The sequence below is a fragment of the Stenotrophomonas maltophilia group sp. P373 genome, assembly GCF_053295075.1.
In genome coordinates this window covers 2,584,632-2,599,951 of the sequence record NZ_CM129994.1, presented here as the reverse complement: position 1 = coordinate 2,599,951, position 15,320 = coordinate 2,584,632, and the positions used below count along the sequence as shown (strand labels likewise).

Annotated in this window: 13 protein-coding genes; 5 read left to right on the top strand and 8 right to left on the bottom strand. The window is 66.8% G+C overall.

Going from position 1 to position 15,320, the window contains the following annotated elements:
* Nucleotides 1-167: 167 nt before the first annotated feature.
* The 3 genes from ACSYHF_RS12070 to ACSYHF_RS12060 form a co-directional block, all read right to left on the bottom strand.
* Complete coding sequence (locus ACSYHF_RS12070; protein WP_111128822.1) at nt 168-1,175, bottom strand: cyclase family protein; 1,008 nt, start codon at nt 1,173-1,175, stop codon at nt 168-170.
* A 36-nt stretch (nt 1,176-1,211) separates the two neighbouring features.
* On the bottom strand, nt 1,212-1,862 hold the full coding sequence (locus tag ACSYHF_RS12065) for a DsbA family oxidoreductase (RefSeq protein ID WP_053499638.1): 651 nt from the start codon (nt 1,860-1,862) through the stop codon (nt 1,212-1,214).
* A gap of 92 nt (nt 1,863-1,954) precedes the next feature.
* Nucleotides 1,955-2,905 carry a LysR family transcriptional regulator gene (locus tag ACSYHF_RS12060; RefSeq protein ID WP_329916198.1) on the bottom strand — a complete coding sequence of 317 codons (951 nt, stop codon included), beginning with the start codon at nt 2,903-2,905 and terminating at the stop codon, nt 1,955-1,957.
* 140 nt (nt 2,906-3,045) lie between these two features.
* Between ACSYHF_RS12060 and ACSYHF_RS12055 the strand changes: the two genes are divergently transcribed.
* Nucleotides 3,046-3,924 (top strand): sterol desaturase family protein, encoded by an 879-nt coding sequence (locus ACSYHF_RS12055; protein ID WP_329916199.1) that lies wholly within the window; start codon nt 3,046-3,048, stop codon nt 3,922-3,924.
* Nucleotides 3,925-3,933: 9 nt separating this feature from the next.
* On the opposite strand, the gene ACSYHF_RS12050 is transcribed toward ACSYHF_RS12055, so the two are convergent.
* Both ACSYHF_RS12050 and ACSYHF_RS12045 read right to left on the bottom strand, forming a co-directional pair.
* Nucleotides 3,934-4,638 (bottom strand): AraC family transcriptional regulator, encoded by a 705-nt coding sequence (locus ACSYHF_RS12050; protein ID WP_065178503.1) that lies wholly within the window; start codon nt 4,636-4,638, stop codon nt 3,934-3,936.
* Nucleotides 4,639-4,942: 304 nt separating this feature from the next.
* A complete protein-coding gene (locus tag ACSYHF_RS12045; protein ID WP_005417059.1) occupies nt 4,943-5,377 on the bottom strand; it encodes a VOC family protein in 435 nt (144 codons plus the stop codon).
* 338 nt (nt 5,378-5,715) lie between these two features.
* Between ACSYHF_RS12045 and ACSYHF_RS12040 the strand changes: the two genes are divergently transcribed.
* Nucleotides 5,716-8,511 (top strand): beta-glucosidase family protein, encoded by a 2,796-nt coding sequence (locus ACSYHF_RS12040; RefSeq protein WP_188239357.1) that lies wholly within the window; start codon nt 5,716-5,718, stop codon nt 8,509-8,511.
* 99 nt (nt 8,512-8,610) lie between these two features.
* Here the strand turns inward: ACSYHF_RS12040 and ACSYHF_RS12035 are convergent, their stop codons facing one another.
* Nucleotides 8,611-9,507, bottom strand: a complete 897-nt coding sequence (locus ACSYHF_RS12035; protein ID WP_053499568.1) for a LysR family transcriptional regulator — start codon at nt 9,505-9,507, stop codon at nt 8,611-8,613.
* Nucleotides 9,508-9,612: 105 nt separating this feature from the next.
* Here ACSYHF_RS12035 and ACSYHF_RS12030 point away from each other — a divergent pair, with 105 nt between their 5' ends.
* From ACSYHF_RS12030 to ACSYHF_RS12020, 3 genes are all read left to right on the top strand, one after another.
* Nucleotides 9,613-10,974, top strand: coding sequence for an MFS transporter (locus ACSYHF_RS12030; protein WP_111177310.1), 1,362 nt, complete (start codon nt 9,613-9,615; stop codon nt 10,972-10,974).
* Nucleotides 10,971-11,357 carry a DUF4440 domain-containing protein gene (locus tag ACSYHF_RS12025; protein WP_005417047.1) on the top strand — a complete coding sequence of 129 codons (387 nt, stop codon included), beginning with the start codon at nt 10,971-10,973 and terminating at the stop codon, nt 11,355-11,357. Before ACSYHF_RS12030 ends, ACSYHF_RS12025 begins: the two co-directional genes overlap by 4 nt.
* A 221-nt stretch (nt 11,358-11,578) precedes the next feature.
* Nucleotides 11,579-13,489, top strand: coding sequence for a CocE/NonD family hydrolase (locus tag ACSYHF_RS12020; RefSeq protein WP_070489901.1), 1,911 nt, complete (start codon nt 11,579-11,581; stop codon nt 13,487-13,489).
* 72 nt (nt 13,490-13,561) lie between these two features.
* Here the strand turns inward: ACSYHF_RS12020 and ACSYHF_RS12015 are convergent, their stop codons facing one another.
* Nucleotides 13,562-14,026 (bottom strand): SMI1/KNR4 family protein, encoded by a 465-nt coding sequence (locus tag ACSYHF_RS12015; protein WP_134956073.1) that lies wholly within the window; start codon nt 14,024-14,026, stop codon nt 13,562-13,564.
* 251 nt (nt 14,027-14,277) lie between these two features.
* Complete coding sequence (locus ACSYHF_RS12010) at nt 14,278-15,231, bottom strand: helix-turn-helix transcriptional regulator (RefSeq protein WP_053499560.1); 954 nt, start codon at nt 15,229-15,231, stop codon at nt 14,278-14,280.
* Nucleotides 15,232-15,320 lie beyond the last annotated feature (89 nt).

The window sequence follows — 15,320 nt, the reverse complement described above, 5'->3', positions numbered from 1 at the left end:
AAATCGGAGGGCCGGGTTTCAGGTTGCTGAAGGGGTAAAGCATCCACGCATGGCGTGGATCTACTGGAGAGCCACGGCAAATCCATGCCGCAGCCTGGTAGATCCACGCCATGCGTGGATAGCGGTAAAGCGCGGTGCCGACCAAGGTCGGCACCCACAGGATGCGGTTACGGGTGGACCGGCAACGCCACCGGGCGCAGCGGCGCGGCATCGCCGCCACGGATCTTCAGCGGGCCGCCGATGAAGGCGAATTCGTAGACCTTGTCGCGGGCCAGTTCGTCCAGCGCCACCAGCTCGATGATCGGCGCACCCTGCTGAGCCAGCAGGTAGGTGTGCAGCGGCACGTAATCGTCGGACACCTCCGAGGGGAAGGTCTCGAAGCTGAGGTTGTCGGCACCGACGATCATCGCGCCGCTGTCTTCCACCAGGAAGCGTGCCGCGTCCAGGCCCATGCCCGGCGGGTTGGCCATGTAGGCCCTGGGCTGCTCGAACAGGCGCATCCGGCCGGTGCGGATCAGCACCACGTCACCCTGCTGCAGTTTCACCTTCTGGCGTGCCAGCGCATCCTTCAGGTCCTGGCGAGTGACGCGGTAGCTGTCCGGCAGCATGTCCACGCCCTTGGCGCCGGCCACGTCGATCAGCACGCCACGCGCGATCAGCGGCGGGAATTTCTCGATGCCGGTGACATTCCAGCCGCGGTCGCCGAGGTGCTTGTCGGCCTCGAAGCCGTTCCAGATCTTCCCGTGGATGCCGAAGTGGTTCAGCGCATCGATGTGGGTGCCGGTGTGGCTGTACATCGAGAACGCGGTGCCGGTGTAGCTGCGGGTGAGGTTCATGGCCTCGCCCACGCCCATCGGATCGTCCATCACTGTGCCGCGCGGGGTGTGGGTCATCCAGAACTGGTAGTGCGGGTCGCCGGCATCCTGCCAGCTGGGCATGCCGACGTAGTATTCGGTGGCCAGGTCATAGGCCTTGCCGCCGCTGACCCGCGACAGGATCGCCGCACGCGAGGCTTCGGTGATCAGGTTGAGGCGGCCGATCTCGTCCTTCGGCCCCCACGGGCTGGTGCCGACCTGCTGGCCGGAGGGAACGCGTTCGTGCGCGGACACGGTGGTGGACGCGGCGGTGGCGGCCAGCAGCAGGGCCAGCGCGGTGGACAGGGTACGTGGGGTCATGGGGAAATCTCCTTGCAGGGTGGGGGAGGGGGCGGCTCAGGCCGCGACCAGGGGCGCCAGGGCCTGGCGCAGGTGTGGGAGCGGCAGGGTCTGCAGGCGCAGGCCGTTGCCGCCGATCACGGTGGGGATGGAGCGGATGCCGAGCGCGGCAGCTTCGGCGCGATCGGCCTGCACGCGCTGGCGCACCGCGTCGCTGCGCATGTGGTCAGCGAAGGCGCCACGTGGATGGCCCAGCGATTCGGCAATATCCAGCAGCACTTCGGCATCGCCGATGTTGCGGTGCTGGTGCAGGTGCGCCCATTGCACCGCGTCGAACATCGCGCCATGGGCATCATTGCCACCGATCAGCCCTGCAGTCTGGCAGGCCAGTGCGCCGAGCCAGCCGGACGGATACTCGAAGTCCTGTGCGCGCATGCCTTCGATATCGATGCGCGCGATGTCTTCATGCGCGGCGCAGTCGGTCCAGTGGCGCAGGATGATCGCCTTGGCGCGCGCCATCGAGCCAAACACCTCGACCATCTGCGCGCGCGAGTCCTGCAGCACGAAGCTGCGGTGGCGCACCTGGATGCCGAGTTCGGCGGAGACCTGCTGCAGGCGCGGGGCCAGCACGAAGCACCAGCCGCAGACCACGTCGTGGAAGAAATCGACCACCGGCGCTGCGGTGGCGGGGGAAGGAACGGGAGACATCTGCCTGCCATCGGTGAGAGGAGAGGCGGCAGAGTAGGCAGCGCGGCGTGGCCGAAACAGCACGCTGCGGGCAGCTCAGTTTTCGCTGGCGGTTACGAATCCAGGCCGGCGCAGCCGGGCAGCTCGGCGTGCAGGAAGTCGATGAAGGCACGCACCTTGGGCTGCAGGTGGCGCGAGGTGGGGTAGACCGCATGCACGAAGCGCGGCGGATAGCGGTAGTCGGGCAGCACCTGCTGCAGTTCGCCCCGCGCCAATGCCGGCGCGGCCAGGAACGAAGGCAGGGCGCCGATGCCCATGCCCGCCACCAGCAGGTCACGCAGCAGCAGGCTGTTGTTGACGGTCACGCGTGCCGGAAGGGTGATCGTCACCTGGCCATCCGGGCCGAGCAGCGGCCAACTGCCCGGTGAGTCGGACAGGCTGTAGGCCAGCACGCTATGGGCCTGCAGATCCCCTACTGCCTGCGGTGCTGGATGCTGCCGCAGGTAGGACGGCGCCGCGCACAGCACCTGCTGCAGCGAGGCCAGCCGGCGTGCCACCAAGCGTGAATCATCCAGCTCGGCACGCAGTCGTAGCGACACATCGAAACCTTCGCCGACCGCGTCGAGCAGGCGATCTTCCATCACCAGATCCAGCGACAGCTGCGGATGCTGCTGCAGGAAGCGGGGCAGCAGCGGCGACAGCGTGCTCAGCGCGAACGACTGCGGCACATTGACGCGCAGGCGCCCGGTCACCTCGCCACGCTGCTCGGCGATGCCACGTTCCAATGCGTCCAGTTCGTCGAGCAGGCGGCAGCATTCACGGTAATAGGCGTGGCCGGTCTCGGTCAGGCTCATGCGCCGCGTGGTCCGCTGCAGCAGTACCACGCCCAGATGCGCTTCCAGCGTGCGCAGCTGTTTGCTGAGCCCGGCGGGCGACATGCCCAGGTCTTCGGCAGCGCGGGCCAGCCCGCCGCGTTCGACGATGCGGCGGAAGGCGCGCATCAGGTTGAAGGAATCCATGCCGGTCCCGGGCGCGATGAGGGCGCCATTGTAGATCCACGCCATGCGTGGATGCAGGAAACGCGGTGCGGGCCAGGGCAGTCTCTCTGCGGGGGCGCGGGTTGCGCCGTTTGTTCAAGCCAGCAACCCACACGCCACGCCAGCATGCAGGCCCCTCACTTCCCGGGTTGCCCATGAAGCACTGGATGCTCCGCCTGTATGCCCCGCTGTTCCTGCTTGGATTCGTCGCCACTGCCGTCGTCTGGGTCGGCCACTGCCATGGCGATCCGTTGTGGCTGCTGGCCCTGCTGGCGATCGCCATTGCGGTTTCGTTCGTTGCCGAGCGCGCCTGGCCGTATGACCCTGCGTTCAACCGTGACCACGGCGACCGTGTGCGTGACGCCCTGCACGCGCTGGTCAACGAAGGCCTGAACCTGTTGTCGATCGCGGCGGTGCCGCTGCTGGCGGCGATCATTCCGTGGCAGTTGTGGCCGCTGCAGTGGCCATTCGCGCTGCAGGTACTGGTGGCGATCATCGCTGCCGATCTCGGCATCACCCTGGTGCACTACGCAAGCCATCGCATCGGCTGGTTGTGGCGCCTGCATGCGGTGCATCACAGCGTGACCCGCATGTATGGCTTCAACGGCCTGATGAAACACCCGCTGCACCAGGCGGCCGAAGCGGTGGGCGGCGTGCTGCCATTGTTGCTGCTGGGCCTGCCGATGCCGGTGGCTGCGGTGCTGGCGTTTGCCATCGCCATCCAGCTGCTGCTGCAGCACTCCAACGTGGACATGCGCCCGGGTGTGCTGGGCCGGGTGATGGCGTGGGCACCGCTGCATCGCTTCCATCACATACGTTACGGCACCGCCGGTGACGTCAACTTCGGCCTGTTCCTGACCGTCTGGGATCACCTGCTGGGGACCGCCTTCGATGCGCCGGGCTATCGACTGCAGCAACGCGACCTCGGCATCGGCAGCCAACCTGACTATCCACGCGATTACGCGGGGCAGCTGCTGGCGCCGTTTCGTGAACTGCCGCATGGCGAGGTGCCGGAGCTGCCCGAAGGCCTGCGCAGGCGTGGGTGATCGGCCGTGTCAGGTCGCGCGCAACTGCAGGCCCTGCAGCTGTGCGGCACCGATGCCGAACATGCGGCGCAGGCTGCGCGAGAGATGGGCCAGGTCGGCGAAGCCGGCGGCATGCGCGCTGGCGGTCAGACTGTGCCCCTGCAGGTGGTGCGCGAGCGCGGTACGCAAACGCTGCCACAGCACCCAGCCGCGCAGGGTCACCGCCAGGTCGGACTGGAAACGCCGGTGCAGCTGGCTGGTCGACAGGTGCGCGGCTCCGGCGATGTCGGCAGCCGGCACCGGGCCAGGCAGGTAGTGGCTGATGCGGGCCAGCGCCGCCTCTACCCGCCGGTCCAGTGGCTGCGCGCGGCTCAGCCGTGGCAGCCAGCGGTGCAGCCCGGCCGCAGTGCCGGGCAGCGAGTGCAGGTGCTGCTGGATCTGTTCGAGGTCGGCATGCGCCGGCTCAAGGAACACCGTGCAGCCCGCGTCCGGTGCCGACAGGATCGCGTGCGGCCGGAACGACGGCACCCACAGCCGTTGGCCCTGCTGGCGCACACCGTCGATCTCGACGTGCCAGGGAGTGGCTTCGCTCAACAGCAGCTGATGGGCATAGTGCGCGTGTACATCGCTGTCACCGGCACGTCCCTGCAACACGGCCACGTGAGCATCCAGCAGCAGCGTGCCATTCCAGGGCAGGGCGGGGGAGGGCATGGAGGGATTGTAGATCCACACCATGCGTGGATGAATCTCCATCGAAATCGAGTAATTCGACGATTGATCGAAGAGCATCCACGCATGGCGTGGATCTACTGCAGATTGCGACGAACTGTCGAAGGCGGGGTGGGTCCGGTTGCGGGGGCGTGAGCGCCATGGATGGCGCGACCGAGCCTCCAGGGACGGATTCACGGCGTCCCCCGCAACCGGACCCACCCCGCCATCCCACAGGAAGCCCGCTTTTGCTTCGGCTGTTGCTTCTGAGGTTGCCGGCCAGCGGCCGGCACTACCGCGGGGGCCGGGCGCAGCCTGGCCGTTCGCCCCCTCACCGCCCCTGCGGATCCGGCCGGTGATGCACGTACTCGACCACCGTGCCATCGGGATGCACCGCATTGAACGCCGCCCCGGTCGGGACCACCTGCAACGGGAAGATGATCTCGGCGCCGGCGGCAACCAGTTTGTCGTGATAAGGCCGAACGTCATCGACCAGCAGTGTCCCCGTGGTCGAGGTGAACGGCGCCAGCGCCGCCTCGCTGCCCTCGATCAACAGGAACGCACCGACCATGGCCAGGCGCAGCCCGGCCTCCGGAAACGGAAAGCCCGCATCGGCCACCACGCCCTGCAGCTGCTCGTAGAAGGACACGCTGCGTTCCAGCTCACCGGGGGCCACGAACACCCGGATCAGCACGCGCGGTGCGCGCTGGCTGGAGGTATCGCAGCGGTCGCGCCAGAGATGGTCGAAGTCGCGGTGGACGGTCATGGGCTCGGTTCGTGGCCAGGGACCTTCATTATCGGCAGCCTCGCACGGCGCGCTGATGACCGCCGGTGATGGCCTGATAACTGCAGGCTGGGATCGCCCCTGTGACTTAGGTCCTGTTGACAGGTGTGAACGCCCTCGCACAATCTTCACAGGATTGGGTCGCCCTGCGCGGCCCGGGCAGGCAGGTTGTCACGCCGGGAGGAGGGTCCCGCGCGCAGACCGGCCCGTCCTTCGGCCTGCGGGAGGTTGCCTGGCAACCCCTGCGCGGCATGAACGCTGCACCCTTCGGCGGCACTTTCCCTGGACCGATTGCCTTGGCAACGGAATTACGCCCGTCGATGAAAACGTTTACAAAGCAGCTTGTACTGTCCCTGGCCCTGTCCGCTGCACTGGCCGCTCCGGCCTGGGCCGACCCTGCCGCGTTCACCGTGCTGACCCTGGAACAGGCCCCGACCGCCGAGGCGATGCCGGCCCTGGCCGCCCAGCTGAAGACCCTGCAGGTGGACGCGGTGAGCGTGCGTCAGGTGCAGCGCGGCATCGGCCAGGTCGATCCGCTGCAGGTGCTGGCCGACGGACTGGGTTACGAATACCGCTTCATTGCCGCGGGCAGGGATGATGGCCAGACCCAGCGCGGCCAGGCCGTACTGACCCGGCTGCCGATCGCCGCTGAATCCGGCCCGGACCAGCCGGGCCTGAACTACCTGCGCCTGGACGATGGCCGCCACACCGTGGCGGTCTATACCGATGCCGGTGCAGGTGCCGCGCAGCTGCCAGCGCTGGTCACCCGTTCGCGGCTGGGTGCACCGGCGGTGCTGCTCGGCGCGGTGGCCGGTGAATCGGCCAAGGCCGCCGGCTTCGATCCGGCGCGTGTGGCGCTGGAAGCCGATGCCAGCTATTTCAGCGATGGTTTCCAGGCCGCCAGCAGCGCGCCGTTCAAGGTGGAAGGCAGCGCCTTGCGCGCCACCCTGCTGACACTGGCCTATGCCGCCGACACGCATGGCGACAGGCCGTGGATGGACACCACCCTCAACGCCGATGCGCGCGCCGCGCTGCTGCTGAAGGCGATGACCGAGGATGAGAAGTTCCAGATGCTGCACAGCTACTTCGGGCTGGGCAAGGATGGTGGCCCACTGCCGGAAGGCGCGGTCGGTTCGGCCGGTTTCGTGCCGGGCGTGGCGCGGCTGGGCATTCCGTCGCAGCAGTCGGCCGATGCCGGCGTCGGCGTGACCAATCCGGGCGGCATCCGCCCGGGTGATTTCGCCACGGCGATGCCATCGGGCCCATCCACCGCGTCCAGCTGGAACCGCGAAGTGGCTTTCGCCGGTGGCGCGACCATGGGCCGCGAGGCGTGGCAGCAGCGTTTCAACATCCTGTTGTCGGGCAGCGTCAACCTGCAGCGCGACCCGCGCAACGGCCGCAATTTTGAATACGCCGGTGAAGATCCGCTGCTGGCCGGTTCGATGGTCGGCGCGCTGATCCAGGGCGTGCAGAGCCAGCACGTGATCTCCTCGATGAAGCACTTCGCGCTGAACGACATGGAGACCCGCCGCAACTTCCACGACGTGCGCATCGGCGAACAGGCCATGCACGAGTCGGACCTGCTGGCGTTCGAGATTGCGCTGGAGGCTGGCCGCCCGGGCGTGGCGATGTGCTCGTACAACAAGATCAACGGCACCTACGGCTGCGAGAACGGCTACCTGATGAACCAGGTGCTGAAGCAGGAATGGAAGTTCCCCGGTTTCGTGATGTCCGACTGGGGCGGCGTGCACAGCGGTTCGAAGGCGGCGCTGGCCGGCCTGGACCAGCAGTCGGCCGGTGAAGTGTTCGACGCAGCGGTGTTCTTCGACGAACCGCTGCGTCTGGCCGTGCATGGCGGCGTGGTGCCGCAGGCGCGCCTGAATGACATGGTCACGCGCATCCTGCGCACGATGTTCCTGCACGGCAACTTCGACAACCCGCCGCAGCACCAGAAGGTGGATGCCGAGGCCGGCTTTGCCGTGGCCCAGCGCACGGTGGAAGAGGGTAGCGTGCTGCTGCGCAATGAAGGCAACCTGCTGCCGCTGGCCGACAGCGTGAAGCGCATTGTCATCATCGGTGGCCACGCCGACAAGGGCGTGATCGGTGGCGGTGGTTCCTCGATGGTGGGCGTGACCGCCAAGGGCACCAACGCGGTGCCGGGCGTGCTGCCGACCACCTGGCCGGGCCCGGTGATCTTCCACCCGTCCTCGCCGCTGGAATCGCTGCGTGCGGCGCGCCCTGACGCAACCATCGAGTATGTGGACGGGACCAATGCCGCCGCTGCGGCCAGGGCCGCCGCGCAGGCCGATGTGGCCATTGTGTTTGCCACGCAGTGGGCCGCCGAATCGGTGGACCTGCCGGACATGCAGCTGCCGGACAACCAGGACGCACTGATCTCGGCGGTGGCCGCGGCAAACCCGAAGACCGTGCTGGTGCTGGAAACCAACGGCCCGGTGCGCACCCCTTGGCTGGCGCAGGTGCCAGCGATGCTGCAGGCCTGGTACCCGGGCATCCGCGGCGGCGAAGGCATCGCCGCGCTGCTGACCGGTCAGGTCAATCCGTCGGGCCGCCTGCCGGTGACCTGGGTGACGGACGAATCGCAGCTGCCGCGCCCGCATATCGATGGCCTCGGCTTCAAGCCGGCCAAGCCGTTCGGTGATGTGTTCGATTTCGATATCGAAGGCGCCAACGTCGGCTACAAGTGGATGGCGGTCAAGGGCCTGACCCCGACCTTCGCCTTTGGTCATGGCCTGTCCTACACCTCGTTCGCCTATGACAACCTGAAGGTGAGCGTGGAAGGCTCGCGCCTGGTCGCCAGCGTCGATATCCGCAATACCGGCAAGCGCGCCGGCGCCGATGTGGCCCAGCTGTACCTGAAGCTGCCGGCAGGCAGCACCACGCCGATCCGCCTGATCGGCTACGACAAGGTGAACCTGCAGCCGGGCGAACAGCGCCGCATCCGCATCGAAGCCGAGCCGAAGACCCTGGCCCACTACGATGCACAGGCGCGCCAGTGGAAGATCGACGGTGGCACCTACCAGGTGCAGCTGGCGCGCAATGCCGCCGAGCCGCTGCAGACCGTGGACGTGCAGCTGGTGGAGCAGGTGCTGCGCTGATGCCTGACGACACGGCCCGCACAGGGCCGTGTCTGAAAAAGGGGACGGAGGGGATTAAGTCGTTTATGCATAAACGACTTAATCCCCTCCGTCCCCTTTTTATGTGGCGAACCGGTCGCGCAGGAAATCAATCAGCTGCCGTACCTTCGGTGAGGGCTGCGTGCTGTGCGGGTAGACCGCGTAGACACTCTGCTGCGGGAAGCGGTGCTGGCGCAGCACCGGGCGCAGCCGGTCCTGGGCCAGGTCGTCCTCGATCAGCCAGCGTGGCAGCACGGTGACCCCGGCGCCGGCCAGGGCGAACGCGCGCAGGCTGCTGGCACCATCCACGCGTACCACCGCGTTGCCCGGGTTGGTGGCAAACAGGGCGCCGCTGCCATCAGGCGCGATCACCGGCACATCGGCCAAGCGCGGATAGCCCAGGCGGGGCAGGGTGCCCAGCTGTGCCGGGTCGTCGGCAGCCTCGGCAGAGGGCAGGCGCGCCAGCAGCGAGGGAGCGGCCACCGCGCACAGTGGGTGGCGCTCCAGTTCACTGGCGTGAAGGCCCGAATCCGGCAGGCGGCCGAGGCGGATCGCCAGGTCGAAGCGTTCGGGAATGAGGTCCGCTGGCGCTGGAGAAGTTGAAAGGTGCAGCTGCAGGGCCGGGTGCTGCGCGCGGAACGCCTCCAACGCGGGAATCAGGCGTAGCTGGGCGTACTCCGGTGTGGTGGTCAGGCGCAGCACGCCCTGCAGCTGGTGCTGGTCGCGGCGCGCGGCATCGATCGCCGCCTGCGCAGCATCCAATGCCTGCACGCAATGTTGCAGGAACTGCTCGCCGGCCTCGGTCAGGGACAGGTGGCGGGTACTGCGCAACAGCAGGGTCACGCCCAGCTCCTGCTCCAGCCGCTTCAGGTTGAAGCTGACCACCGCGCGGCTGAGGCCGAGCCGATCGGCCGCAGCGGTCAGGCTGCCGGCTTCGACCACGGCACGGAAGATATCGAAGCGATCAAGGCTGACCATGGCGATCCATTGTCAAAACGGATTTGACAGTGTTGCAGCTGCCGTCGTGTTTTTCCAATGGGGTCCGGACGGCATGCTGGCTGCTTCCTCGCTGGAGCGCCGCCGATGCCGTCCCCCCGCCTGCGCCATGAGGCGATCTTCCTGCTGGTATTCGCCCTGGATCTGGTCAACATGTTCATCGCCACGGTGGCCTATCCGGCATTGGCAGTGGAGCTGCACGCCGACGTCAGCACCCTGGCCTGGGTCGGCACAGCGTACATGCTGGGCCTGAGCGTGGTGATTCCGCTGGCGCCGTGGCTGGCCGCGCGCTGTGGCGAGCGTCGCTTGCTGCTGGTGGCGTTGCTGTTGTTCGCGGTTGCCGCTGCGCTGGCAGGTTCCGCATCGGGGATCGGCTGGCTGCTCGGATGGCGCCTGCTGCAGGGGTTGGCCGGCGGTCTGCTGATTCCCGTGGCGCAAGCCGCGGCGTACCGGCAATGCACGGCCGGGCAACGTGGCGCGCTGACCCGTCGCATCCTGCTGGTGGCGCTTCTGGTGCCGGCCCTGGCACCGGCACTGGGCGGGCTGCTGGTGCAGTGGCTGTCCTGGCGCGGCGTGCTCTGGGCCAGCCTGCCATTGGCGGTGGTGGCCATCGGTCTGGTGCTGGCCTGGATGCCGGCCGACTGCGCGCGCAGTGCGCCGCGCCTGCAGGCCTATGCCCTGTCCACCGCGATGCTGGCGCTGGGCGCGCTGCTGCTGGCGCTGACCTGGCTGGGCGAATCGGGACATCGCGGTGCAGGTGCCGTGTTGCTGCTGGCCGCGCTGTTGCTGGCGGCGACGCACCTGCGGCATGCACGTCGGCAGGCGCAGCCACTGCTGCGCTGGTCGTTGCTGTCCCATCGCGGGCTGCGGCTGGCGATGCTGGTGTATCTCGCCGTACCCGGTGTGTTCATCGGCAGCCAACTGGTCAGTACCCTGCAATTGCACCACGCCGGTTACAGCGCGGCACGCATCGGCGCGCTGATGCTGCCCTGGGCGCTGGCTGCGGCCATCGCGATCATGGCCAGCAAGCGCCTGCTGGCTCGCTTCGGTCCGGCCGCGGTACTGCGCGCCGGCATGCTCCTGCAGGCCGGCGGCCTGTTGTTGATGGCGCTGCTGCCGCAGCCGGCCTTCGTGCTGGCCGGATTGTTGTTCGCGCTGATGGGCGCCGGCGGCAGCCTGTGCAGCAGCACCGCGCAGACGCTGGCCTTCCATGGCGTGGAAGGTGAGGCGTTGGGCGATGCCAGTGCACTCTGGAACCTCAACCGCCAGCTCAGCTTCTGCCTCGGCACCGCCGCCATCGCACTGCTGCTGGCATTGGCCATGCAATGGCTGCCGGCACGCGCCACCAGCGTGGCGCTGGGTTTGGCCGCTGCAATGACGCTGCTGCCGATGGCGCTGCTGCGCCGTTCGCAATCGATCTCTCTTTCCCAACCCGAGACAATGCAATGACGATGACCGCAGAGAACGAGTTCCATGATCTGATCGCCAAGCTGCAGGCCTGGTTCCGTGCGGAAGCAGCCGCCAGTACGCTGGATGCGCTGATGGATCATTTCTGCACCGACTTCAGCATGGTCGGTATTGCTGGGCAGCGCCTGGACCGCGAAGCACTGGCCGGCATGTTCGCTGGCGGCCACGGTGCCCGCCCGGGCCTGTGTATCGAAATCGATGCCCTGCAGTTCATTGCGGTGCCGGCACCGTTGGCAATGCTGCGCTACCGTGAAGGGCAGGGCGTTGCTGAAGGTGGGATGGCCTGGCGTGAAGCACTGGCCGTGCTGCGGCAGGAAGACGGCCGTTGGCGTTGGCTGGCGTTGCATGAAGTAACGGCAGCCTGATCGGGTAGTGCCGGCCGCTGGCCGGCAACTTCATGATCCTGGGCGCGTTACGCGGTTGCCGGCCAGCGGCCGGCACTACCTTTCGCCGACGAGCGCAGCGGCACCGCAGGCACATGTGCCATCAGTCCTGCCCGCATCCACCGAAGAATGCAAAGCCTGCACACACTTCACGGCGCCAGGCAGGAGTAGGCTTGGGGCTTTCCTGCCGGGAGGGGTTGTCCATGCGTGTGCGTGCCGTCGCTGTAGCCATTGCCCTTTGCCTGTCCAGCACCGTGCTGGCCGCCGATACCCCGCCGATGACCCCGGATATCAGCGGCAAGCCGTTCGTTGCCCCCGATGTCGGTCGCGACTACGACAAGCGCGTGGTGATGGTGCCGATGCGTGATGGCACCAGGCTGTATACGGTGATCGTTGTGCCCAAGGGCGCCCACAATGCGCCGATCCTGCTGACCCGGACTCCCTATGATGCTGCCGGTCGCGCCAGCCGCAGTGATTCGCCGCGCATGCGCGACCTGTTGCCGCAGGGTGACGAGGTGTTTGTCGACGGCGGCTACATCCGCGTGTTCCAGGATATCCGCGGCAAGTATGGCTCCGAGGGCGATTACGTGATGACCCGGCCGCTGCGCGGGCCGTTGAACAACACCAAAGTCGACCATTCCACCGACGCCTGGGACACCATCGACTGGCTGGTGAAGAACGTACCGGAGAGCAATGGCAAGGTCGGCATGCTCGGCTCGTCGTACGAGGGCTTCACCGTGGTGATGGCGCTGACCGACCCGCACCCGGCACTGAAGGTGGCCGCACCACAGAGCCCGATGGTCGATGGCTGGATGGGCGACGACTGGCTCAACTACGGTGCGTTCCGCCAGGTCAACTTCAACTACTTCGCCATGCAGACCGAGAAGCGCGGCAAGGGTACCCCGCTGCCCAGCCTCGGCTACGACGACTACAGCACCTTCCTGCGCATCGGTTCGGCCGGTGACTACGCGCGTTTCACCGGCGTGGACCAGCTGACCTGGTGGAAGAAGCTGGTCGAGCATCCGGCCTATGACGGCTTCTGGCAGGGCCAGGCGCTGGACGCGGTGATGGCAAGGACACCGCTGAAGGTGCCGACCATGTGGCTGCAGGGCCTGTGGGACCAGGAGGACATGTGGGGTGCCAACCACGCCTATCAGGCGATGGAAGGACGCGATAGCGGCAACAACCGCAATTACCTGGTGATGGGCCCGTGGCGACACAGCCAGGTGAACTACAGCGGCAGCGAACTGGGTGCGCTGAAGTTCGACGGCGATACCGCGCTGCAGTTCCGCCGCGACGTGCTCAAGCCGTTCTTCGACCAGTACCTGGTGGATGGCGCGCCGAAGGCCGATACGCCACCGGTGCTGATCTACAACACCGGCGAAAACCACTGGGACCGCTTGAAGGGTTGGCCGCGCAGCTGCGACAAGGGATGTGCCGCCAGCAGCAAGCCGCTGTACCTGCGCGCCGGCGGCAAGCTGGCGTTCCAGGCACCGGCGGCGGGCGAGGGCGACTTCGAGGAATACGTGTCCGACCCGGCCAAGCCGGTGCCGTTCGTGCCGCGCCCGGTCCGCTTCGGTGACCGCGACATGTGGACCACCTGGCTGGTCAAGGACCAGCGCTTTGTCGATGGCCGTCCGGATGTGCTGACCTTCATCACCGAACCGCTGACCGCGCCGTTGCGCATCGGCGGCGCGCCGGTGGTGCACCTGCAGGCCTCGACCAGCGGCACCGACAGCGACTGGGTGGTGAAGCTGATCGACGTGTATCCGGACCAGGAAGCGTCGACGCCGGAAATGGGGGGCTATGAGTTGCCGGTGTCGCTGGCGATCTTCCGTGGCCGCTACCGCGAGAGCTTCAGCGATCCGAAGCCGCTGGCCGCCAACCAGGTGCTGCCGTACCGTTTTGACCTGCCCAACGCCAACCACACGTTCCAGAAGGGCCACCGGGTGATGGTGCAGGTGCAGTCCAGCTTGTTCCCGTTGTACGACCGCAACCCGCAGACCTACGTGCCGAACATCTACCTGGCCAAGCCGGGCGATTACCAGAAGGCCACGCAGCGCGTGTGGCACAGCGCGGCGCAGGCCAGCTACATCGATCTACCGGTGTATTGAGGCCCGCAGGGTGACGCCGGGCCGTGCCTGGTAGCACGTGGTAGTGCCGGTCGCTGGCCGGCATTTCCATGTTCAAGGATAAAGGTTGTCGCTAGTCAGCAGGCCGCTGTCGAACTTACGAAAGAGTTCGGCAATAGATTCGGCGATGGGCTTGCCCTGGCTGATATCGAGATCGGCCAGATCGAATGAGACGATCTGGCCGGGTCTGAGCAAACGGAGATCGAGCGCAATGAGCGTCGATCCACCGTCCGTTCCAATGCCCATCAGGGAGTCGCCAAGATAACGACGGATCTGGTAGCTGCCGTTAAGCTGAATGATGCTGGCGATGGACCACAGGTCGACATAAGCATGAGGGAACACGCAGCGCCCACCGTTTGACCAACGCAGGAGCTGTATGAAGCCCTCTGGAATCGCTGCCTCGCTCCAATGTGCCTGTAAGCTGCGTAGATCGTCCGTATGCGCGCCTGTCTCGGGTAGCCACGGACTTTGGATGCATCGGATGAAGTAAGGCGTGCTTGGCTGATCTCGGTTGTCCACGAGAAGTCCCTGTAGTCAGCCTTACTACGATGCCGCGGCCCATCTTTCGCCGCAATGGGCATCTGCGACATGCGCAAAGATGTGCCGGGAATATGATCGCTTTCAGCGCGTGTCGACCAAGGTCGACACCTACCAGGGCTGAGCCATGGCAGGTGGATCCAGGCGGGTGTGGTAGTGCCGGCCGCTGGCCGGCATCCGCAATGGCGCAGGAGCGTGTCGACCAAGGTCGACACCTGCCAGGGCCCGGGCCTTCAGCCCACCTTCGACGGGCCCGTACGCCAGCGGCTGGGGACCAGGCCGAAGCGCTTGCGGAACGCGGCGGCGAAGTTGCTGGGGTGGCGGTAGCCGCTGGCGGCGGCAGCCTGCTCGACGGTCCATCCGTTTTCGCGCAGGCCCTGTTCGGCATGGCGCATGCGCTGCTCATGCAGGTAGTCGAACACCGAGCTTCCATATTGCTGGGCAAAATGGCGGCGCAAGGAGCTGGGGCTCATGCAGGCCAGCTGGGCCAGTTCGATCAGGCTGTGGGCATGGCTGGGGTCGTCATGCAGATAGCTGCGCACTCGCTCCAGCCGCTCGCGCTGGCCGGCGCGCAGCGTGCGTATATGCTCGGTCTGCATATCCTCGGCCTGCAGGCCGACGGCCAACACCTGCAGGGCCACGCCTTCGCGCCACAGCGCATCGATGTCGTCCTGCCAGGGGCTGTCGAACAGTTGGGCGAGCGTCGGCAGCAAGGCATGCGGAATGGCCCAGTGGCGGCACTGCAGAGGGGAATGAAGGACCCGTTGCAGTGCCGGCAGGCGCAGCATGTCCACGTCCAGATCGGCCGGTACGCTCAAGCTGACCCCGCGCAGGTGGCTGCCACCGGGATGCAGCCCGGCCATCGACACAGGTTCATGGTGGCTGGTGGTCATGCCTGTGCCGGCGCGCAGGGTGAACCCCTTGCGACGAGGAAACTGGACATCCACTTCGCCCTGAAGCATCAGGCGGATGGTCAGGCCGGCACCGTGCACAGCGGTGGCCGTGTAGGTGAACCGGTTGTGCACGTCCGAGGCGATCAGGCCCAGGCCACCGCGCAGTGACTGTTCGTGGACGTCGCCACGCCCTGCCCATTGGTCGTCGCGCAGTTCACTCCCTTCGATCCGGTAGTCGTAGCCATGGCGTTCGCCGAACTGGCGGTAATCAGCAAAAGTGAAATATCGGGACATCGCTCTGCGCAAACACAGGTTGAATTGAATGTGTCGAAGAATCTGGAAGCGTTTCCCATTGTCGCCGCGATTCGCGCGCTTTTGACTTC